The organism is Pseudomonas sp. IT-P294 (assembly GCF_949767865.1).
Classification (GTDB): Bacteria; Pseudomonadota; Gammaproteobacteria; order Pseudomonadales; family Pseudomonadaceae; genus Aquipseudomonas.
This window is the reverse complement of sequence record NZ_CATKQW010000009.1, coordinates 77586-97197: the sequence shown is the minus strand read 5'-3', so window position 1 is coordinate 97197 and position 19612 is coordinate 77586. Positions and strand designations below refer to the sequence as shown.

Sequence of the window (19612 nt, the reverse complement as noted above, 5' to 3'; positions counted from 1 at the left end):
GGATGGCCGATGGCGGCGGGCCCACGGAGCAGGACCGGAGCGAGGGCATGCCGAGCCACAGCGAGGCACCGAACGTCAGGGGCAAAAGCGCTTGGTTACTTGGCGCTTTTCCAAGTGACCCGCTGTAAGAGCGGAACCAATAGCCGCCATTACCAAAAAAACGGATATGTACCCAAACCCCAAACCCCAAACCCCAAAACACCCCCAGCATTACGATTCCCCCGGGCTTTTTCTGTGCTGGAAGTCAAGAAATCGCGGCAGTCAGTGGCGGTCAGCAACGCCGGCATTGCGAGACACCCGATTCCTTCCCGCCCGCTTCGCCTGATAGAGCTGCTGATCGGCGCGATTGATCAGCGCCGTGGCGTTGCTATCGGAAGTTTCGGCAAGGCCAATGCCGATACTGACCGTGACCTGACCACCGACCGAGGCAAAGGTAGCGGTGGCGATCGCGGCGCGGATCTTTTCTGCCACGATCTCGGGGCTCTCGGGCTCCTCGACTTCCGGCAACAGCACCGCAAATTCCTCGCCACCGTAGCGGGCCACGAAATCCGTGGCGCGGGTATTGTCCTGAATCAGGCGGGCCAGTTGGTGCAGCACTTCATCACCGATGGCATGACCGTGGGTGTCGTTGATTTGCTTGAAGTGATCGGCGTCGATGAACAGCAACGCAAACGGGCGTCCGGTGCGTTGATACAGCAGGCTGCACTCGACCAGTTTCTCGTCGAACCGCCGCCGGTTGTACACGCCCGTCAGCGCGTCATGGGTGGCCAGTTTCAACAGGTCGGCATTGGCCTGGGTGAGGGCGGCGGTGCGTTGGGCGACGGTGGCTTCCAGCGAGGCGTTGGCCTCCTGCAACTCGCGCTCCTTGCCGAGCAAAGACTGAGTCATGCCCTGAAGAGACTGGCCAAGCTGGGCGATTTCCAGCACCGAATGTTCCCGGGGGAACGTCGCGCCGGGCTGTTGGTTCTGGACTTGTTGGGCCGACTTGGCCAGCAGCTCTATCGGACGGCTGAGGTACAGCGCCAGGTAGTACGCCACCAGCGCGAACACGATGGCGGCCATGACGCCCAGCATCAGCAACTTGTAAAACAGGATACGTGCCGGCTCAAGCGCAATGTCCAGCGGCTGTCGAACAGCGATGTACCACGCAAGGTTCGTACTCGATGGCGTCGGCACGGCGACAACGCTGGTCAGGTAGCCATTGCCCACTGACCAGCCCGAAGTGTCGGAATGGTTTTCCTGTGCCTGCGGCATGTTGGCCAGTTGTTGCCCCATGAGCGATTCCGGGTAGAGCACTTTGCCGTCGTGGTCGACAATCAGTGCTTGCACCTCAGGCGTCGTGCCTTTGTGCAGCACGGCTGCGTCGACAATGCGCGTCACCCAGCTCCAATGGGCATGAGCGCCCAGCACGCCGATCACCTGGCCCTCGGCATTGCGTATCGGCGCGGCGAAATCGATGAAGCGCAGCGGCTCGCCATTGGCGGTGCCCGGCAACAGTTTGGCCAGCAAGACCGCCTCGTGAGGATCGCCGGTATAGGCGCCGCGCAACCCGGCCTGAAACCAGGGGCGTTCTTTTACCGATTGATTGACCAGCAGATTATTTACAGCCTGGCGCACGCGTCCGTCGGCGTCCGCCACGCCCATCCACGCATACTCGGCGCGGGACTGCGAACGCAGTTCCATCGACGACAGGATGTCCGGATCGTCGAGGTCACCATGCCTGAACAGCGGGGCGCGACTGAGCAGGGACACTTCGAGCTGCCGCTCACGCAACTGCGCGCCCAACAGCTCAGCGGCAGATCGGGCGGTGCTCAACAAGGCATTGCCGCTTGCCTGCTTCATCTGCTCGGTGGCGATGTGGCCGACATAGAAACCCACGCTCAGCAGCGTAAGCAGCGACAAACCGGCAAACCAAAGTGTCAGGTGGCTGCGCAGACTGGCTTTGATCATGGGGGCCTATCTGAATTTTTTAGAGTCGCGCATGGTATGCGCAATGGAGGGCGCGCGGCCAGTGGCGGCGCTTTCATGGCCCTTTGGGAAAGAGCCTCTTGCGATAGCGGCCCCCAAAAGGGACCGCTGCACAGCAAACCGCCTCTACGCCGGCGGATCGATCTTATCCAGCACCCGATTCGCGGTGATCTCCGCGACCATGATGCTGTTGGAAATCCCCAGCAGGGCATAACGCGATTCACCCTCCAGATGATCCACCAACTGATGGACCATCACGTCGACCGAGGCCAGCGTCTCGACCAGATACACCGCCAAAGTTTCGGCCGTGGCCTCAGGGTCAACGGAAAACAGGGTGCTACGGATTCGCGGTGCGGCTTTGATGTCGGCGTTCGACGGGAAGTGGTAGTCAAGCGCTCGCTCGGCGGCTTCGTGGAATTTTTTTGAATCGGGTTCATACGGGGAGGCCGGATCGGTGTCCGGTGGGTTGGGCGTTACTTTGAACATATGCTGAGTTTCCAATTGGGTGCCGCCCTTTTTGCGACTAAACAAAGGGGAGGCAGCTGCACGCAGGTTAGTCGACCGGGAAACTCAGCAATCCGGCGCGCCCGAGGGCGCCCTGCGTACAGCCACCATCAAGTACAGGAATGAAAGTCCTGAATGACAGATGCACGCAACTGAGTTAACCCGGGCGACTAAACCCGATCACTGATGAGCAGTGACGGGAATCAAGTTACCGAGCAGCCCCCAGGCGCACAAGCCGGTGGATTCTGGTGCAGTCGTAGGCAACGGCGCAAGGTTTTGTAGCTTTCAGGACGTAACCTTGAGCTCGCTTAAACAGACACCTTCCGGCGATGTTTAAACCTCGATAAACCCCAGCGAATTCTGACTCGACCCGAACCAGCTCAACCCCTCCAACCTTCCCGAACCGAGAGAACAACGACAATCCGGCGTTTGCGATGTTGCTGGAGATCATCTGTGCCGCCACTGAAAAATCAGAACGAACCGCCTATGCTGTCGGCTTTTCAATCATCTGGTTTTCGATGGGGGCATGGATGGAACATCGGTGTGAAGTAGCGGTTCTCGGCATGGGCGCGATGGGCGCTGCCACTCTGTATCAACTGGCCAAGGCCGGCGTTAATGTGATCGGCGTCGACCGCCACCATCCTCCCCACGATCAAGGCTCAAGTCACGGCGACACGCGTATCACCCGGCTTTCGGTCGGGGAGGGCGCCGTCTATCTGCCCATCGTGCGCAATTCCCACCGAATCTGGCGCGAACTCGAAGCGTTGTCCGGCGAGTCGCTGTTCGAACAATGTGGCGTGCTGGTCATGACCTCTGGCCCCGACTACGACGCTGACGATGCCAGCGACTTCACCCACCGCACCCTGCACTTGGCGCAAACCCACGGCATCGAACACGAGCGGTTGTCGGCGGAGCAGATTCGCCAGCGCTTCCCGCAGTTTTCACCGGTGCTGGACACAGCGGTCGGCTACTTCGAACCCAGTGGCGGCTATGTCCGGCCCGAGCGCTGCATTGCCGTGCAGCTGCAGCTCGCCGAAGCACTGGGCGCAACGCTGCTCAAGGGCGAAACCGTCACGCAGATCCGCTCGGACGAGCAGGGCGTCACGATCACGACCGATCAGCGCACGATCGTTGCCGACAAGGTGGTGATCAGCGCCGGCATGTGGTCCCAGGATTTGCTCGGCGCCCCCTTCGACCGTTTGCTGCGGGTGTGTCGTCAGACACTGTTCTGGTTCGAGCTGGAAGAAACGGCACAATTTGCGCCGGTCTCGCCGACGTTCATCCGCCATCAGGGGGCCGGCGATGATGCAAGCTATGGTTTTCCCCCCTTGCCCGGCGAGAACAGCCTGAAAGTCGCGACCGAGCAGTACAGCGAACAATCGTCGCCCGATACGCTGGACAGAACCGTCAGCGCCGCCGAAGCACAAGAGATGTTCGACACCCACGTGCGCGGCAAGATCGCCGGTGTCAGCTCGCGGGTCGCCAAGTCGGCGGTGTGTGCCTACACCGTGACGCCGGACAGCCACTTCATCATCGACGAGCATCCCTCACTGAAAAATACCCTGGTGGTGTCCGCCTGTTCCGGGCATGGCTTCAAGCATTCCGCCGCGCTGGGGGAGGCGTTGGCGCAATGGTGTGTGCGGGGCAGCAGTGACCTGGATCTGTCGGCGTTTTCGTTGAAGCGCTTTGAGGGCGTTATTGAGTGACTTCAGCGCACAGCCGTTCAATCTGCGCCAGCTCCCAGGTGCTGAGCAAACTCACCGGATCGGTGCCGTAACGTTGCCAGCTGTCGAGCTCACCTGTGCGACCGTCCGGGCTTTGGCATCGTTGGCAGTGGCGCAGGCGATTGCCCTCGAAGAGGAGGCTCAGGCGCCAGCCTTCGATATCGATGTGCACATGGCCAGGTTCGGGCTGTTCGTCGAGGCGCTTTAGCGGCCGGACTTGCAGCGCGGCATCGCGCAATGGCTGGTAAACCTCGCGGGCGGTCAGGGGTGGCACAGGTGTCTCCGGTGAAATATCGGGAGACACAGGATAACGGGCGCACTCAACTTATTCGACCGCCTGCGGGCGCCGGGCGGGCTGACCTTCTTCCTCTCGAAGCTCACGGCTCATGTCGTTACAGCTTTGCGACCAGTCTGTCAGCCACGCGGGCATCGACGGCGACTGTTGCGCCAGACCCAGCTCCCGGGCGAACTCGCCGGGAGCAACCTGGCCTTTGCCCGCGCGAAACAGTCCGCGCATCACGACCACGCCGACCACGCGTCCCTTGCTGATGAAGCGGTGCTCCATAAAGCTCCATTTATCGTCCCAGCCAAGCATCCGCGTGTGGATCTCGAACGCTTCGAACAGCTTGAGCTCGCGACGGAACTTGCCCCAGGTATCGCCCACGATCGGCACGGCTTTATTGCGCAGCGCCACCCGGAATGCGCCACTGCGTAGCACATAGTCCAAGCGTCCGATGTCGGCCAGGGTGAAATAGCGGCCATTGGTCACGTGGCGGTTGAGGTCGAGGTCGAGCGGCCATACGCGCAGGCGGATGACGGTGGTAGCCAGGGCGTCGACCGGCTTGCGCCACGGACGACGAAACAGCATGAGAAACAGTCGGAACCAGAGATTCATAAGTACGCCGAAGATTGAATGACCCCGGCACTTTACGGCGCAGGAATCGGGTAAGGTAGGTGCGCAAATGACTTATTACATGCGAAAAGCGCAACGAGGTCCTGTATGCATGTCACGCTTTTACTCGCGGACCAATGTTCCGCCGCCAGCGCAACCATGGCCCTGGAAGTCCTCAGCGCCGCGAATCTGTTTGCCGACACGGCCGGCGCGCCTTTTGATGTGATGACCGCTTCCCTTGATGGCGATGATGTCGCCGCGTGGGGAGGGCAGATGCTGCGGGTGGATCGGTCCACCGGCAAGATCCCGCGAACCGATCTGGTGTTGATTCCCGGATTTCTTTTCACCTTGAAGGACGCCTTGCCGACCTTTTCGGCCCACGGGCCTTGGCTGCGTCAACAACACGCACAGGGCGCGGTGGTGGCGTCAATGTGTACGGCGGCGTTCATGCTGGCCGAAGCAGGCTTGCTGGACGGTGTCCGGGCGACCACGCACTGGGCGTTTGCAGACCTGTTTCGTCGTCGCTATGCCCAAGCCTGCCTGGAGGAAACGCAGATCCTCTGCGAAGACAATCGCGTGATCACCAGCGGTGGCGCGAGTGCCGCCATGGACCTTTTGCTGCACCTGGTGCGCCGTTTCGCCTCATTGGAGCTGGCGCAAAAGTGTGGCAAATACTTGCTGGTCGACACGGTGCGCAGCGAGCAGTCGGTGTATGTCATGTGGTCATTGCCGAAGAACCACGGGGACAGTGACATCCTGCGCACGCAAAACTGGTTGGAGCAGCACTTCGATCAGCCGCTGCTGATTGATGATGTCGCCCAGCGATTCGGGTTTGGCGTGCGCAACTTCAAAAGGCGCTTCAAGGACGCCACGGGCTACACGCCCATTACCTACCTGCAAACGCTGCGCCTGGAAAAAGCCAAGCAACTGCTCGAATCCACCCGCATGACCCTGGACAGCATCACTTACGCCGTGGGCTACGAAGACGGTAATTCATTCCGTAGACTCTTCCGCCAGCGCGTAGGTTTGCTCCCGGCGGCTTACCGGAAGAAGTTTCAACCGGCCGCCAATTGACTCACCCGTGACAAGCCACAGATTTTTCGGAGCAACAGATGAACAAAGCCGCAGCACTCATCTTGGCCTTGGTACTCCACGCCGGGTTGTCAGGCGCACCCGCTCACGCGGCCGGCGATGCTGAAGCAGGCGCGAAATTGTTCCCGCGTCTGTGCGGCGGCTGCCATCAGGTCGGCGAATCGGCGCGAGGTTCGTTCGGGCCGCAGCTCAACGGCATATTTGGCCGTCATTCCGGCAGCACCCCGGATTACCAATACTCCGATGCCATGAAATCAGCCGGCATCGTCTGGACCCGCGAAACCCTGACCGCCTACCTTGAAGCGCCAAAATCCGTCGTGCCCGGCACCCGCATGATTTTCTGGGGGCTCAGCGATCCGGAAAAAGTCGACAACCTGTTGGCGTATCTTCAGACGTTTCAGCCGCAATAGAGCCTTCTGTCGCAAATGGCGGCTTAGAAAACGAGATCGCTCATAGATCTCCCAACGCCGCCGATAGCGTTGTATGCAAGCGCCTTGCACCAACGACCTGCGGTAAATCATGCCGAACAATCTCGCTTCTATCGTTTCCTCCCTCTCCAACCGTACGAGCGTATCGTTGGCTCGGGCCTCTCTATTCAAGTTCGTGGGATTACTGGCCGGTGTGTTTTTGCTGGCCAGCGTTTCACTGGTTTTTCTTGCCCGGGATTTAGACCATACGGAGGAGGCCGAAAGTGCTTTCTACACGCAGAAAGCGGTGCAATCGCTGGAAAAATCCCTGCGCCTGACCGTCAAGGATTACGCATTTTGGGGTGATGCATACAAGCACCTGCACACCCAAGTGGACCCCAATTGGGCCTTCGTGCGACAAAACGTTGGCTCCACGCTTTACGCGGATTTTGGCATCCAGGGCCTGTTTGTCGTCAATGACGTCAACCGCACGGTTTACTCGGTCGTCAAAGGCGAGCTGAAATCCGTCGAGCTCGCCCAGTGGCTTGGGCATTCCGTTGACTCGATTCTCGACAAGGCGCGTGCGGGCGCGGAATCAGAAACGCCGATCACCGCCTTCGTCAAAATTGGCGGCGTACCGGCCCTCGTTGCGGCCGCCGCGATTACACCGGGGACGGATCCGACCGTGACGGCGGATGACCGACTGCCGTCGGTGCTGATTTTCGTGGACATGCTGGAAGACGCCAAACTCCAGGCGATAGGCAACGATTTCGGGGTAAATGGCTTGCATGTCGCCACCGCCGATGACGTTGATCCAAAGTCGCTCTTTGCCTTGGGCGATGACGGCACCGTCGGCAATCTGCGTTGGGTTTCGTCCAGGCCCGGTCTGCGCTTGTTGGGAATAGGGTTGCCGTTGATTGGCATCGCCGCGTTATTGGTGTGCCTGATGACCTGGGTGATATTGCGGCGCGCGACTGTCGCTGCGCTCACATTGGACGCCAGCTACGCATCGCTGCGTAACAGTCAGGAGGCCCTTGCCACCAGCGAAGCGCGTTTTCGCGACGTGGTCGAGGCCAGCTCGGACTGGGTCTGGGAAATCGATGCGAACTGGCGTTTCACTTATCTGTCGGAGCGATTTGAGGCCGTCACCGGACTTTCTAAGAATGCCTGGATTGGTGCGCCAATGGATGATCTGCTGGGTACTGAATCAGGCCGATTATCTCAGTGGCTGAGCCTCCCGAACCGGCGTCCCGATATCACTATCCAGTGTCGCTACGTGGATCCCCAGGGACGGGAGCGAATCACTCGTCTCTCGGCCCGAGACATGCCCTGTAAAGGGTTCCGGGGTACAGCCACTGATGTGACGGAAGAAGTCGAAGCCCGTCGACGCATCGAGTTTCTGTCACAGCATGATTCCCTGACCGGGCTACCCAACAGGACACGTCTGCAGGAGTTTCTTGACGGTAAGCTCAAGGCAATGCCAAGCGAAGATTCACCGCTGGTCATGCTCAGCCTGGACCTGGATCGGTTCAAACCGGTCAACGACTTGCTTGGACACGCGGCAGGCGATCTTGTTCTGAATGAAGTGTCGAGCCGCCTGGCGGATTGCGTACGCCACGGCGACCTTGTCGCCCGAGTCGGCGGGGATGAGTTTGTGTTGATCCTCACCGACGTCAGTTCCCAGGACGAAGTCGAGGCACTCTGTCATCGCCTGATCGAATCCATCGAGCGGCCGGTCGCGATCGATGAGCAAGAGGTGTTTGTCAGCGCCAGTATCGGCATCGCCATGGCGCCAAACGACGCGAGCAAAGCGGCCGAACTGCTGCGTTATGCGGACATTGCCCTGTACGAGGCCAAGGCCGCGGGTCGTAACACCTGGCGTTTTTACGCCGGTGATATGAATGCCAAGATCATTGAGCGTCGTCGCCTGGAAAACGATCTGCGTTTCGCGATCAAGCACGGCGAACTGCGCCTGCATTTCCAGCCCCGCTATCGAATCGCCGACGGAAAGATGGTCGGCGCCGAAGCCTTGGTACGCTGGAAACATCCCCAGCACGGCTTGATCTCCCCCGACACATTCATCCCCATTGCCGAAGAATCTGGGCTGATACTTGCCTTGAGCAACTGGGTGCTCAATACCGCCTGCACCAGCGCCGCTCAATGGCCGGACAGTCTGTTCGTCTCCGTCAACCTGTCACCGACCGAGTTCAAACAGGGCAATCTGATCGAGCGTATTCAGCAATCGCTCGACGACTCTGGCATCGACCCCGCCCGCGTAGAACTGGAAATTACCGAAAGCGTCATGCTCGAAGACGCTTCAGGCGCACTGGAGATCATGCGCACACTGAAACGCCTTGGCGTGCGCATAGCGATGGACGATTTCGGCACCGGGTATTCTTCGCTGAGCTATCTGCGCGCGTTTCCTTTCGATGGCCTGAAGATAGACCGCAGCTTTTTGAACCGGCTCGATGAAAGCGAGGATGACAAGGCGATTATCCAGGCCATCGTCGGCCTGGGGCGTGCGCTGGCACTCACCGTGACGGCGGAGGGCATCGAAACCGCTGAACAACTGAAGTTGCTCAAGGCGGTGTCATGCGATGAAGGTCAAGGCTACTTCCTGAGCAGGCCGCTGGATGTTGAGGCGTTCAATACCTTGGTCGGTGTCAGGGAAGAAGAAGTCAGCTGAAGCGCTGTTTAACGCGTCTTTGGCTCAGCCACCATCAACAACGACTGCGGCACAGGACTTTGCGGGTGTTGCGGCTCCTGCAAGGCAGTCAACTGAAAACCGGCCATGTCCAGGGCATTGAGCCAACTGGACAGGGTGCGGAAATACCACGGCATCGGTTTCCATTGGCCCTTGAACCCGGCGAAAGTCTCTTCGCGCCAGCCATCCTGATAGTCATCTCCTGCGGCGGTCCATGGATGCAGCGTCTGGATCACCAGCGCGCCGCCAGGGGCGAGCAGGGTGTTCATCGCGGCGAGCAGCGGGATGATGTCCTGATGCAGGAGGGCGAAGTTGGCGCAGATCAGGTCGAAGTCGCGACCAATGTCCACCGTCGAATCCACCAACGCCTCATAACTTGCCACATGCACGGGTGAAGAGCCCGCCACTCGCGCTGCCTCGACCAGCGTTGCATCGCCATCGACACCGACCACTTCGATGCCTCGTTCAGCCAAAGCACGCAGCAGCCAGCCTTCGCCACATCCCAGGTCCAACACCCGCGCAGGCTGGCGGCCCAGCACCGCGAGCAAGATGGCCTGGTCGGTGACCTGCAGGCGGCTTTCGATGGTGCCGCCGCGGATGGCTTCGATCCAGGGTTGGGCGTTGTGGTGCCAGCTTTGCAGAAGGTTGGATTCGGGGGCGGGCATGTCGGTGTCCAGAGTGGTTGGCTGGATACAGAATAGGACAAGTGCGTGCAACTGGACGCAACTGCGTTTGGTCAGTTTTGCGGACGGGCGAAGTAGCTCGGTTGGCGGCTCTACTAGAATGATCATTCACTCCCGATTCTGGAGATCCGAAATGGTCAGCAAAAACACGATTTGCCTGTGGTACGACGGCACTGCGCTGGACGCTGCGACGTTCTACGCCAAGACCTTTCCCGACAGCGCCGTGGGCACCATTCTTCGCGCGCCTGACGACTACCCGGCGGGCAAGCAGGGCGATGTCTTGACGGTCGAGTTCACAGTGATGGGCATCCCTTGCCTTGGGTTGAATGGCGGTTCAGGGGTCAAGCACAACGAGGCTTTTTCGTTCCAGGTGGCGACCGACGACCAAGCCGAAACCGACCGTTTGTGGAACGCAATCGTCGGCAACGGCGGCGCGGAAAACGTCTGTGGCTGGTGCCAGGACAAATGGGGCATCTCGTGGCAGATCACGCCTCGCGTCCTGACGGATGCGATCAACAACCCTGATCAAGCGGCGGCCAAGCGTGCGTTCAACGCCATGATGCAGATGGGAAAAATCGACGTCGCGGCAATCGAAGCGGCTGTTAAGGGCTGACTCCGCATGGCGAGGGCCTCGCCTCAAACATCCAGATCAATCACGCAGGCGTCATCAAAGTGAGGATTTTCATTGATGCCATCTTTTGCATAGCCACGGGCATTGCACATGACGCGGGTGTTGCCGATCCGATAGTCAAAGCTCCCGTGGGTGTGACCGTGTAGCCAGAGCGCCGGCTGCCAGTCCTGGATGCGGGACTCGAGGTCTGAAACGAAACTCGCGTTAATCGCAGAGCGCTGGAAAAGCGGGCTGATGCTCAACCGTGTCGGTGCGAAATGCGAAACCACCACGGTGGGAATCTTAGAGTCCTGGCGGAAGCATTCTTCCAGCCAGGCGACGGTCTGCAAGAACAGCAGTTGGGACACTGCCGGGGTGAAGGGATCGTCGAAATCGGGTGAGATTTTTATGTGGGTGAAATCCCTGATCACGTTTGTTGCCAGAGCAATGCCGTGGGCTCGCTCCTCCGGGTCATCGAAAAGACGATAGTCGGACCACAAGGTGCAACCCAAAAATCGCACGCCTTTGTGGATGTACTGCGAGCGTTCCAGCACGTGGATCTGCGTGCCTTGGGTCAAGCTTTTGAAATGCGCATAGGTCGAGACCAGGTCACTGCCATAAAACTCGTGGTTGCCCGCCACATACACGATCGGCAAAGGGCAGGAACTGGCCCACTCAATGGCCCGTGCCGGGCGGGAGATATCGCCGGCGAGCACCACAATGTCGGCGTCCACTTCGGGAAAGGGGATTGCGTTGACGGACAAGTGGATGTCGGACAGCAAGGCGATGCGCATTGATCAACTCCTGACTGAATGAAGGGCAGCCTGTGCACGTTACGCGGTCATCGCTGCTGGCGACAAGTGTGGCGACGCCCTCACGACCCCACGATGGGAGCGAGAGGGCGCCCTTGTCTTCTTAAGCAAACGCGCTTTGCAGGACCAGGTTTTGCTGCTCAACGTGCATGCTCATAGTGCCAGGCGCCGTGGACGCACCGGGTGGGGGGCCGGCGTAACGCAGCGAGACCGCCTCGGGGGTGATGTCGCGCAGATAATCATCGACGAATTTCCATGCCCCCTGATTCCGGGCTTCCTCCTGGCACCAGACCACCGACTCCAGGTTGTTGTAACGCGCGAACTCTTCAGCTACGGCCTCGTATGGGAAGGGGAACAGCTGTTCCAGACGGACCAACGCAATGTGTTCTGCATTGACGGCACGACGGTGCGCCAGCAGTTCATAGTAGATTTTCCCCGAGCAGACGATCACACGGGTCACCTTTTGATCCTGTTCGGCCGTGGTATACCGCTCACCCATGACCTCCTGGAAAGAGCCTGTGGTGAACTCTTCCAGTTCGTTCACCGCCTCTGGATGGCGCAGCAAGGATTTGGGCGTCATCACAATCAATGGCCGCGGTGCGGCATGCAACGCCTGACGTCGCAGCAAATGGAAGAACTGTACCGGCGTGGTCGGCTGACACACCCGCATGTTGTCTTGCGCACACAATTGCAAGTAGCGCTCAAGCCTGGCGGAGGCGTGTTCCGGCCCCGTACCTTCTTGCCCGTGAGGCAACAACAGGGTCAATGCGCTGTGCTGACCCCATTTGGCGGCACCCGCCGCAATGAACTGATCGGTGACGACCTGCGCGCCGTTGGCGAAGTCGCCAAATTGCGCTTCCCACAGCACAAAGGCGTCAGGACGAGCAATGGTGTAGCCGTATTCGAAGGCCAGGACCGCCGCTTCGGACAGCACCGAGTTGATCACCGTAAACCTACCTTGTTGCCCTGGGGCCACGTGGTCCAAGGGGCGATATTTACCCTGCCCACGGACTTCACGATTCTGTGGATTCAACACCGCGTGCCGGTGGCTGAAAGTGCCTCGCTCGCTATCCTCGCCACTGAGTCGGACATCAACCCCTGTCGCTAGCACCGAAGCGAAGGCCAGGTGTTCACCCATGCCCCAATCCAATGGTTTTGCAGCAGTTGCCATCTCCTGCCGGCCCTTGATGACCTTGGCCACAAGAGGGTGCAGTTTGAGGTCGGCGGGAAGCTGCGAAACGCGCGCGGCCAGCGCTTTGATCTGCTCCAGTGTAGGGGCCGAGTAAAAGCCGGTGTCCTGGCTGTGGGGGTGAGCCGTGTCCACTGCCAGGGAGCCGGTTTCGCTGCTGTCGTCGAGTGCATCAGACTGCGCGCTTTCCAGGTGATCGCGGTAAGTCTGCGCGACAGACGAGACGTCCTCGTCAGTGAGCAGTCCTGAAGCGACGAGTTTATTGGCATAGAGTTGACGGATGCCCGGATGAGTACCGATCGATCGGTACATCAGCGGCTGGGTAATGTTCGGCGTGTCTTGTTCTTGATGGCCGTGGCGCCGGAAACAGACCAGGTCGATCACCACGCTTTTGCCAAACGCTTTGCGATAGTCGAGTGCGAGCTGTACCGCATGCACGACGGCTTCCGGATCATCCCCGTTCACGTGTAGGACAGGCGCCTCGATCATCTTGGCGATGTCGGTGCAGAAAAACGAGGAGCGGGTTTCCTGCGGATCGGAGGTGGTAAAGCCAATCTGATTGTTCACCACAATGTGCACGGTGCCGCCGGTGCCATAGCCCTTTGTGTAGCTCAGGCTCAAGGTTTCCATGACCACGCCCTGGCCGGAAATGGCCGCGTCGCCATGAATCTCTACCGGCAGCACCGCGCCGCGCTCAGACAATTCGTACTGCTCGCTTTGAGCGCGAGCCATGCCCTGCACCACCGGGTTGACGATTTCCAGGTGCGAAGGGTTGAAGGCCAGCACGACTTTTACCGCGCCATCCGGCGTATCGATGTTGCCCGTGAACCCTTTGTGGTACTTCACATCGCCGGCGGGCAGCACATTCACTGCCTTGTTTTCGAACTCGTCGAACAGATACGCCGGTGGCTTGCCAACGGTGTTCACCAGCACATTCAAGCGGCCGCGGTGAGCCATGCCCATGACGACATGACGGACGCCATTTTTCGCGCCATGGCTGATGAGTTCGTCCAGCAGCACGATCAACGACTCGCCACCTTCCAGCGAAAAGCGCTTTTGGCCGGTGTAGCGGATATGCAGGTATTTCTCGAAACCTTCCGCCGCCGAAAGACGCTCAAGAATGCGCAGTTTTTTCTCGGTGTCGAGCGTCGGTTTTGCGCGCGTCGACTCAAGGCGTTGTTGCCACCAATCGCGCTCCGATGCATCGCTCAGGAACATGAACTCTGTGCCCAGCGTTCCACAGTAGGTTGCCTCCAATGCCGACACCAGGTCAGCGACTGAGGCGTCGCCTTTCCAGAAATGCTGGCCTGGCAGTTCGATTTTTTTTGCCAGGTCTCCACTTTCCAGCCCGTGGAACACCGGCGACAGTTGCGGCATGGGAGGTGAGGGCGCCCATCGCAGCGGATCGAGGTCGGCTCGCCGCGCGCCGACCATGCGAAACGCTGCGATCAATGATTGAGCCGCCAACTGCCGGCGAGCGACTTGCGGGTCTGCAGTCGTGGCCGGCAGAGACTGTTGTCCGGTACGGCGGGCGAGTTGCACAAACTGTTCGACGATCGGTGCGTGCGCGATGTCGTCGATGTGAAGTTCGCCGTCTTCGAGGGGCAGCCGAAGGGATTCAAAGTAGCTGCGCCATTGTTCTGAAACGGCCAGGGAGTCCGCGAGAAACAACTCATACAGTTCTTCAACATAGGAGGCGTTGCCACCGTACAAGACTGAAGTTTTTTGGCTTTGCATCGTTGATTCCTCGCTTTTCTACCCTCGATTAGTGAGAGCGATGCTAGCGAAAAAGGAACGTCGGTCATGCGGTAGGTGTTGCTGTTTACAGCCAATAAAAGTCGATTCCTGGCCAAGTGTTCGCCCGAATGAAAGTGGCTCGCACTTGACCGGAAAGTGATCGAGTCTGGCCTGAAAGCGCTGCTTGATAACCTTGATGCAGAGCACCGCGCACTGGATGATCATTGGTTCGCGGTGGCGACTGCCTTGATTTTTTTCAATGGCTGTTTCAACGCAGGCGAAGCCTTCACGTTTATTGTTTCTGCACGGTGCTCGGTGCTTCGATAGCGGCTTCGGTACTCTTTTGGTGTGGTGTTCAGGCGCCGTGAAAAAATCATGCGCATATGCGTCGAGTTATGAAAGCCGCAATTGAATGCAATGGTCTTCAGCGGGGCATCGGTGTCTTCAAGCATCTTGCGGGCATGGTCGACCCGCACTTGTTCAACAAAAACGGCAGGCGTTACCGCCGCGTATTTGGAGAAAATCCTTGAGAAAGTACGACGGCTCACCGAGACCGCGTCCGCCAGTTGGTCCATGGAAATCGCTTCGCTGATGTGCTCGGTGACGTAGCGCATCACGGTGGTGACGATTGAATGTTCTTCGGGGCGCAGGGCCAGGAACGGACTCGACTGGGATTGCCCACCCTCTCGGTGGATGTACACGATCAGGCGTTTTGCCACGGAGACCGCCAGTTCGTTGCCCCAGTCTTCAGCGATCAGCGACAGGCACAAATCAATGCCTGCTGATACGCCGGCGCAGGTGAAAAGGTCGCAGTCGCGCACGAAGATTTTGTCGGGGCGCACCAGCGCCAGAGGAAACTGATCTTCAAGGCGCTGCACATGGTTCCAGTGTGCGGTGACTTCGCGGCCATCCAGCAAGCCGGCGTGGCCTAACATGAAGGCGCCATTGCACACCGATCCAAAGCGCCGGGAACCATCCGCCTGGTAGCGCAGCCAATCCAGAAAACCTTCCTCTGGCGGTGCGTCAGGCATTTTCGGACCACCTGCCACCAGAAGCAGATCGCAATGGCCGGGATAATCTTGATAGTGATAGGGAACGACAATCTCCATACCGTTTGAGCAGCGTATATTTCCCGGTTGCACCCCAACCATCGAGACATCGTAGCGCTGGCCTTCCGGCAGGAACGAGTTGGCTTCCGCAAAGACATCGAGCGGGCCGGCAACATCCAGCGCCTGGACCCCCTCAAAAACAACCAGTGCAAGTCTCATCTGAACCTTCCTTTTCGGCCTCCGTGGGCGAGTGAAAGCGGTGTGCTCCGGGATCCATGGCGGCTTCACAGCGGGTACCCGACAGTCTCTCGCTGTTAGCGTGTGTTGTCTCTTTCATTTGCGCTCTCAACGCGCACAATCTGCGCGCAGGAGGCGCACTGCGTTTCATCGCCGCGATTGTAGAGACAAGCTATCGACCGCCGCCAGTTGATTAACTGGCGTCTCTAAAGTGCGTTCGGCGCTGGCCGGAAATCGCTATGAATTGGCTCTAAAGTGCAGCTGCAAAGCAGGCGATGCATCGCGGTTTACCCCTAGGCTAGAGGCTCTGCGGGCAGGTCGATGTTTTTGAAACGGTCCGGGCCCAATAACTTTTCCGGCGGTGTACGTCGGTAACCGGAGTGAATGCCGATGTGGTGCGACACGCCCGCAACAAAACTGCTGGGGATCAGGTTTCCCATTATTCAAGGTCCTTTTGGGGGCGGCCCTTCGTCCGTTGAGCTGGTCAGTACCGTATCCAATGCCGGCGGTTTGGGCTCTTTTGGCATGCAGTCGCTGGAACCGGAACAGATGATCGAAGCGGCCCGGCAGATTCGTCTTGCCACGGATAAACCGTTTGCCATCAACCTGTGGATGTCCAACGCCGAAGCGATGGAATCAAGCGCCCAAGACGCGCATCTGAGCGGTGAGTTCTTGCGTGCGTATTACGCGCAACTGGGTCAGGACGTTCCGGCCAGACCAGAACGGTTCATTCCTGATCTGAGTCACCAGTTAGAGGCCATGCTGGAGATCAAGCCACCGGTCTTCAGCTTCGTTTTCGGCGTTCCACCGGTCGCCATTATGGCGGCGTGCAAGTCATTGGGCATCTTGACGCTGGGGACGGCAACCACGGTGCAGGAAGCGAAAGTCCTGGAAGCGGCGGGTGTCGATTGCATTGTGGCGTCAGGGTTTGAGGCTGGTGGCCACAAAGGGTCGTTCTTGCGACCGGCCGAAGAGTCGCTGACCGGCACGTTTTCCTTGATTCCCCAAGTCGTGGATCACGTTCGAGTGCCGGTTATCGCTGCAGGCGGCGTGGCGGACGCGCGCGGTGTGGCGGCAGCCCTCGCGTTGGGCGCGCACGGCGTGCAGATCGGCACTGCGTTTCTGGCCTGCAAAGAGTCAGCGGCCAGTGTGCCGCATCGCCAAGCCCTGTCCATGGGCCAAACGCAATCAACGACGTTGACGAAAGCCTTCACGGGGCGCCTGGCGAGGAGTTTTCCAAACGTCATGACTCGTGAGCTGAGTCGCGAGAATTCGACTATCGCGCCTTATCCGGTCCAGGCCTGGTACATGGGGCAATTGGGGAAAACCGCACTGAATCAAGGCCACGATGGTTTTGTGTCACTGTCGGCCGGACAATCCGCCGCGCTGATTCGTCACGACAGCGCGCAGGCGTTGATGGAAGAACTCGTCAGCGAGACCCCAAGAATTTTGCACCGACACTGTTCCATTTGAGTCGGCGTAGATGAAGGGGCTGCGTTATTGCGCCAATTGATCGACCAACTCCGGCGTCACGTAGTGCGGCCCATCGAACAGGTAGAGCGGATAACCGTTATACGCCGCCAGTTGCGGCTTGAGTTCGGCGGCGGTCGCGGAGCGAAATCCGCCACCGAAGCGGGGGCGGAAGGCTTCGACGATGATTCGCACGCGGTCTTTGCCCAGGCGTTGGCTCAGGGCGTCGGCGTAGGTTTTGGCTACGGGTGCGGTGCGGGCGTAGACACCGACGCCGTCCTGGAAGAACACGCCGATGTCATTGGGCAGCCATTGCTTGAGCCAGTCGGCGGTGGCGGCGGGGCCGATGTTGGCGCCGTCGTACACGCTGATCCACAACGGTCGCGGCAGCTTGGCCAGCAGGGCGGGGAGTTCTTTGGCGCGGGTCCAGCTGGGGTCGACTTCGGCGGGGAAATACCAGCCGGTGACGTGCAGCGGCGTCGGCAACTTGGCGATGCGCTCCGAGGTCGCGGCCAGTTGCTCGATGTTGTCGCGGGAGCGGTTTTCGCTGAAGTAACCGGCCAGTCCGACGATCACATCCTGCGCCCACGGCGCCTTGGCGATGCGCGCCCAGTCGGGCAGAACCGGTACGCTGGGCAGGCCGGTACCGGCCACAAAGGCTTGGTCGTCGACAACCGTCCATTGCACCAGCAGCTCACGTGCGCCAAGTTTTTCCCAGTGGCCATTGATGCCGACAGTCTTGTTGTCCGGCTGCCAGACGATGCCGACAATCCCAGGTTCCAGGGTCTTGTTGTGGGTCACATAGAGCATGCTGGTACCTGCACCGAGAGTGGCGGCGAACAAAAGTCCGGCAAGTGTTGCCCGGCTGACGGTGTAGCCAAGAATCTTCACGGCAGTGCCTTGTCGATACGTTGATGCCATTGGCTCAGCGAGGTGACGCCTTTGGCGTTCCAGTTGGCGGCCGCATCCGGGCCGAGGTGGAACTGGCCCTCGTTGAATTGCCAGACGATCACTTGCGGTTTGTGTTGGGCGAAATCCGCCGACTCCAGGTATTGCAGCAGCGTAGCCCACGGGCCGACGTCGCCGGGATTCCAGGTCAGCGCAACGGGACGGTCCAGGGCATTGGAAAGCTTTTGCGTGAAGCCCAGGTAAGGCTGGACAAAGCTGTTGCCGATGACTTGAACCGGCGCCGGTGCATCATCGATCAGCAAGTCGTTCTCAGCCTGATGGCGCACGGTGTAGATGTCGCGACCAATGGCCTTGCGTTTGATCGCTGGCAGAAAGTTACTCGCCAGATCGCCGAAGGCACGGCGTTCGAACCACTGGCCCAATGCAGCGCCACCCCCGGGTTGACCTTGCAGGCGGTAACGCTCGGTGATCAGTTGCGCGGTGGCATCGGCGGTGTTTTCCGCGCTCCAGGCCGTCCAGTGGTAGTCGGCGCGGTAAAACGCAGTCTGCTGGCCAAGCTCGGTGCGTTGCAGGATCGGCTTGATGTCCAGTGTGGTCAGGCCGGCGCGAGTCAGGTCACTCTGCAAATTGTCGTAACGCTGCTTCACCGCTGAGCTCAGCGGCTGATCGGCGGGCAAGCGTTGGGCGTAGAACGGCGCTTTCATGGGCACGACCAGTACGATCAGCCCGATGTGTTCGCGTTGCAGTTGCTGCTGGAGCGTTTTGACCAGCGCGATGTTGCGGGCCATGCCGGTGTTGTCGACCTTGCTCAAGCTTTCCCAGGCCGGGAATAACCAGCCGCCGTCGCCAGTGATCACCGCCGAGGCCGCTTGGACGCTGGCGCCGGACAGGCTCAATAACAGGCCGGCGATCATGCCGGGAATCGACAGGCGAGGAGGGCGGCCAGCGGATTTCAATTGAAGGTTCATGGTGCGCTCTGGTCGACAAGGCCAATCAGGCGTGGCGCCTGGCGGGAGCCGACCAGGAACAGGCTATAACGGTCACCGGCTTTGAAGGGCGCGAGCTTCAACGGCAGGCTCGCGGTTTCATTGCAGGAGGCAACCAGCGTCGCTTGCACCGGGTTAATCGTGCGCTGGGCCTGGCCGTTGAACGGCAGCTGATTGAAGACAGGGGCGCCATTGGCCAGTTTGACCTCGGCCTTGTCGCAACCGTTGGCCAGGTTGTAGACATTCAGTTCGGCGCGCAGGTCCTTGCCGCGCAACGGCGGATCGATCACCAGGCGCGGCGCCCGTGTCGGGTCGCTGTCGAGGATCAACGTGACCCACGCACTTTTCGGTGCGCTCAGGCCTTTGATCTCCTGACCATTGACGGTCACGTGCAGCGGCTGTCGCGAGTCCACCACCTGAAAAGGGCTGGCCACCGTGGTTTGCGCGGAAAGGGCGACGCTTGCGCCCTGGTCCACCCGCACTTGCCGGGCCGTGTCGGACGGATTGACCACGCGTAACCAGGCCGAACCCTCCGGCAGTTTTGGCGCATACAGCTGGGCGATTTCAGAGGCGGCGTGCGCCCCCATCGGGAGCAGGCCAAGACCCAGCCACAAACACATTCGAACGTTCATGCAAGTC

The 19612-nt window shown here is 59.8% G+C and carries 18 protein-coding genes; 6 read left to right on the top strand and 12 right to left on the bottom strand.

Annotated features, from left to right (window positions below; all coding sequences use genetic code 11):
- Positions 1-261: 261 nt before the first annotated feature.
- Positions 262-1950 carry a diguanylate cyclase gene (locus tag ACM6I0_RS07090; RefSeq protein WP_285435160.1) on the bottom strand — a complete coding sequence of 563 codons (1689 nt, stop codon included), beginning with the start codon at positions 1948-1950 and terminating at the stop codon, positions 262-264.
- Positions 1951-2094: 144 nt separating this feature from the next.
- Entirely contained in the window at positions 2095-2454 is a 360-nt protein-coding gene (locus tag ACM6I0_RS07085) for a DUF6124 family protein (protein ID WP_414921842.1), read from the bottom strand.
- A 548-nt stretch (positions 2455-3002) separates the two neighbouring features.
- Between ACM6I0_RS07085 and solA the strand changes: the two genes are divergently transcribed.
- Positions 3003-4178 carry an N-methyl-L-tryptophan oxidase gene (gene solA, locus ACM6I0_RS07080; protein WP_414921841.1) on the top strand — a complete coding sequence of 392 codons (1176 nt, stop codon included), beginning with the start codon at positions 3003-3005 and terminating at the stop codon, positions 4176-4178.
- Here solA and ACM6I0_RS07075 read toward each other — a convergent pair.
- Together ACM6I0_RS07075 and ACM6I0_RS07070 are read right to left on the bottom strand one after the other, a co-directional pair.
- Complete coding sequence (locus tag ACM6I0_RS07075; protein WP_285435156.1) at positions 4168-4470, bottom strand: hypothetical protein; 303 nt, start codon at positions 4468-4470, stop codon at positions 4168-4170. The genes solA and ACM6I0_RS07075 overlap by 11 nt on opposite strands.
- A 51-nt stretch (positions 4471-4521) precedes the next feature.
- Positions 4522-5091, bottom strand: coding sequence for an acyl-CoA thioesterase (locus tag ACM6I0_RS07070; RefSeq protein ID WP_414921840.1), 570 nt, complete (start codon positions 5089-5091; stop codon positions 4522-4524).
- 105 nt (positions 5092-5196) lie between these two features.
- Here ACM6I0_RS07070 and ACM6I0_RS07065 point away from each other — a divergent pair, with 105 nt between their 5' ends.
- The 3 genes from ACM6I0_RS07065 (at position 5197) to ACM6I0_RS07055 (ending at position 9273) form a co-directional block, all read left to right on the top strand.
- Positions 5197-6162, top strand: coding sequence for a GlxA family transcriptional regulator (locus ACM6I0_RS07065; RefSeq protein WP_414921839.1), 966 nt, complete (start codon positions 5197-5199; stop codon positions 6160-6162).
- A gap of 38 nt (positions 6163-6200) precedes the next feature.
- Positions 6201-6590: a c-type cytochrome gene (locus ACM6I0_RS07060; RefSeq protein WP_414921838.1), complete on the top strand. Its 390-nt coding sequence runs from the start codon at positions 6201-6203 to the stop codon at positions 6588-6590.
- A gap of 109 nt (positions 6591-6699) precedes the next feature.
- Entirely contained in the window at positions 6700-9273 is a 2574-nt protein-coding gene (locus ACM6I0_RS07055; RefSeq protein ID WP_414921837.1) for an EAL domain-containing protein, read from the top strand.
- An 8-nt stretch (positions 9274-9281) separates the two neighbouring features.
- Here ACM6I0_RS07055 and ACM6I0_RS07050 read toward each other — a convergent pair whose 3' ends face one another.
- Positions 9282-9956, bottom strand: coding sequence for a class I SAM-dependent methyltransferase (locus ACM6I0_RS07050; protein WP_414921836.1), 675 nt, complete (start codon positions 9954-9956; stop codon positions 9282-9284).
- A 151-nt stretch (positions 9957-10107) separates the two neighbouring features.
- Here ACM6I0_RS07050 and ACM6I0_RS07045 point away from each other — a divergent pair, with 151 nt between their 5' ends.
- Positions 10108-10587, top strand: a complete 480-nt coding sequence (locus ACM6I0_RS07045) for a VOC family protein (protein WP_285435139.1) — start codon at positions 10108-10110, stop codon at positions 10585-10587.
- 23 nt (positions 10588-10610) lie between these two features.
- Here the strand turns inward: ACM6I0_RS07045 and ACM6I0_RS07040 are convergent, their stop codons facing one another.
- From ACM6I0_RS07040 to ACM6I0_RS07025, 4 genes are all read right to left on the bottom strand, one after another.
- Positions 10611-11378 (bottom strand): metallophosphoesterase, encoded by a 768-nt coding sequence (locus ACM6I0_RS07040; protein WP_414921835.1) that lies wholly within the window; start codon positions 11376-11378, stop codon positions 10611-10613.
- Between the two features lie 121 nt (positions 11379-11499).
- Positions 11500-14322, bottom strand: coding sequence for a 2-oxoglutarate dehydrogenase E1 component (locus tag ACM6I0_RS07035; protein WP_414921834.1), 2823 nt, complete (start codon positions 14320-14322; stop codon positions 11500-11502).
- Positions 14323-14543: 221 nt separating this feature from the next.
- Positions 14544-15590, bottom strand: coding sequence for a GlxA family transcriptional regulator (locus ACM6I0_RS07030; RefSeq protein ID WP_285435135.1), 1047 nt, complete (start codon positions 15588-15590; stop codon positions 14544-14546).
- Between the two features lie 311 nt (positions 15591-15901).
- Complete coding sequence (locus ACM6I0_RS07025; RefSeq protein ID WP_285435170.1) at positions 15902-16048, bottom strand: hypothetical protein; 147 nt, start codon at positions 16046-16048, stop codon at positions 15902-15904.
- Between ACM6I0_RS07025 and ACM6I0_RS07020 the strand changes: the two genes are divergently transcribed.
- On the top strand, positions 15993-17081 hold the full coding sequence (locus tag ACM6I0_RS07020) for an NAD(P)H-dependent flavin oxidoreductase (protein WP_414921833.1): 1089 nt from the start codon (positions 15993-15995) through the stop codon (positions 17079-17081). The genes ACM6I0_RS07025 and ACM6I0_RS07020 overlap by 56 nt on opposite strands.
- A 24-nt stretch (positions 17082-17105) precedes the next feature.
- Here ACM6I0_RS07020 and ACM6I0_RS07015 read toward each other — a convergent pair whose 3' ends face one another.
- From ACM6I0_RS07015 to ACM6I0_RS07005, 3 genes are read right to left on the bottom strand one after another with little or no spacing between them, the layout of a single operon-like run.
- A complete protein-coding gene (locus ACM6I0_RS07015; RefSeq protein WP_414921832.1) occupies positions 17106-17999 on the bottom strand; it encodes a hypothetical protein in 894 nt (297 codons plus the stop codon).
- Positions 17966-18955, bottom strand: coding sequence for an alginate O-acetyltransferase AlgX-related protein (locus tag ACM6I0_RS07010; RefSeq protein WP_414921831.1), 990 nt, complete (start codon positions 18953-18955; stop codon positions 17966-17968). The genes ACM6I0_RS07015 and ACM6I0_RS07010 overlap by 34 nt, the downstream gene beginning before the upstream one ends.
- Positions 18952-19605: an alginate O-acetyltransferase AlgF gene (locus ACM6I0_RS07005; RefSeq protein ID WP_414921830.1), complete on the bottom strand. Its 654-nt coding sequence runs from the start codon at positions 19603-19605 to the stop codon at positions 18952-18954. Before ACM6I0_RS07005 ends, ACM6I0_RS07010 begins: the two co-directional genes overlap by 4 nt.
- Positions 19606-19612 lie beyond the last annotated feature (7 nt).

What these genes read in the sequence shown, in the direction of transcription:
- ACM6I0_RS07090 (WP_285435160.1), bottom strand. Translation starts at nt 1,950, where the DNA reads ATGATCAAAGCCAGTCTGCGCAGCCACCTGACACTTTGGTTTGCCGGT.
- ACM6I0_RS07085 (WP_414921842.1), bottom strand. Translation starts at nt 2,454, where the DNA reads ATGTTCAAAGTAACGCCCAACCCACCGGACACCGATCCGGCCTCCCCG.
- solA (WP_414921841.1), top strand. Translation starts at nt 3,003, where the DNA reads ATGGAACATCGGTGTGAAGTAGCGGTTCTCGGCATGGGCGCGATGGGC.
- ACM6I0_RS07070 (WP_414921840.1), bottom strand. Translation starts at nt 5,091, where the DNA reads ATGAATCTCTGGTTCCGACTGTTTCTCATGCTGTTTCGTCGTCCGTGG.
- ACM6I0_RS07065 (WP_414921839.1), top strand. Translation starts at nt 5,197, where the DNA reads ATGCATGTCACGCTTTTACTCGCGGACCAATGTTCCGCCGCCAGCGCA.
- ACM6I0_RS07060 (WP_414921838.1), top strand. Translation starts at nt 6,201, where the DNA reads ATGAACAAAGCCGCAGCACTCATCTTGGCCTTGGTACTCCACGCCGGG.
- ACM6I0_RS07055 (WP_414921837.1), top strand. Translation starts at nt 6,700, where the DNA reads ATGCCGAACAATCTCGCTTCTATCGTTTCCTCCCTCTCCAACCGTACG.
- ACM6I0_RS07050 (WP_414921836.1), bottom strand. Translation starts at nt 9,956, where the DNA reads ATGCCCGCCCCCGAATCCAACCTTCTGCAAAGCTGGCACCACAACGCC.
- ACM6I0_RS07045 (WP_285435139.1), top strand. Translation starts at nt 10,108, where the DNA reads ATGGTCAGCAAAAACACGATTTGCCTGTGGTACGACGGCACTGCGCTG.
- ACM6I0_RS07040 (WP_414921835.1), bottom strand. Translation starts at nt 11,378, where the DNA reads ATGCGCATCGCCTTGCTGTCCGACATCCACTTGTCCGTCAACGCAATC.
- ACM6I0_RS07035 (WP_414921834.1), bottom strand. Translation starts at nt 14,322, where the DNA reads ATGCAAAGCCAAAAAACTTCAGTCTTGTACGGTGGCAACGCCTCCTAT.
- ACM6I0_RS07030 (WP_285435135.1), bottom strand. Translation starts at nt 15,590, where the DNA reads ATGAGACTTGCACTGGTTGTTTTTGAGGGGGTCCAGGCGCTGGATGTT.
- ACM6I0_RS07020 (WP_414921833.1), top strand. Translation starts at nt 15,993, where the DNA reads ATGCCGATGTGGTGCGACACGCCCGCAACAAAACTGCTGGGGATCAGG.
- ACM6I0_RS07025 (WP_285435170.1), bottom strand. Translation starts at nt 16,048, where the DNA reads ATGGGAAACCTGATCCCCAGCAGTTTTGTTGCGGGCGTGTCGCACCAC.
- ACM6I0_RS07015 (WP_414921832.1), bottom strand. Translation starts at nt 17,999, where the DNA reads ATGGCATCAACGTATCGACAAGGCACTGCCGTGAAGATTCTTGGCTAC.
- ACM6I0_RS07010 (WP_414921831.1), bottom strand. Translation starts at nt 18,955, where the DNA reads ATGAACCTTCAATTGAAATCCGCTGGCCGCCCTCCTCGCCTGTCGATT.
- ACM6I0_RS07005 (WP_414921830.1), bottom strand. Translation starts at nt 19,605, where the DNA reads ATGAACGTTCGAATGTGTTTGTGGCTGGGTCTTGGCCTGCTCCCGATG.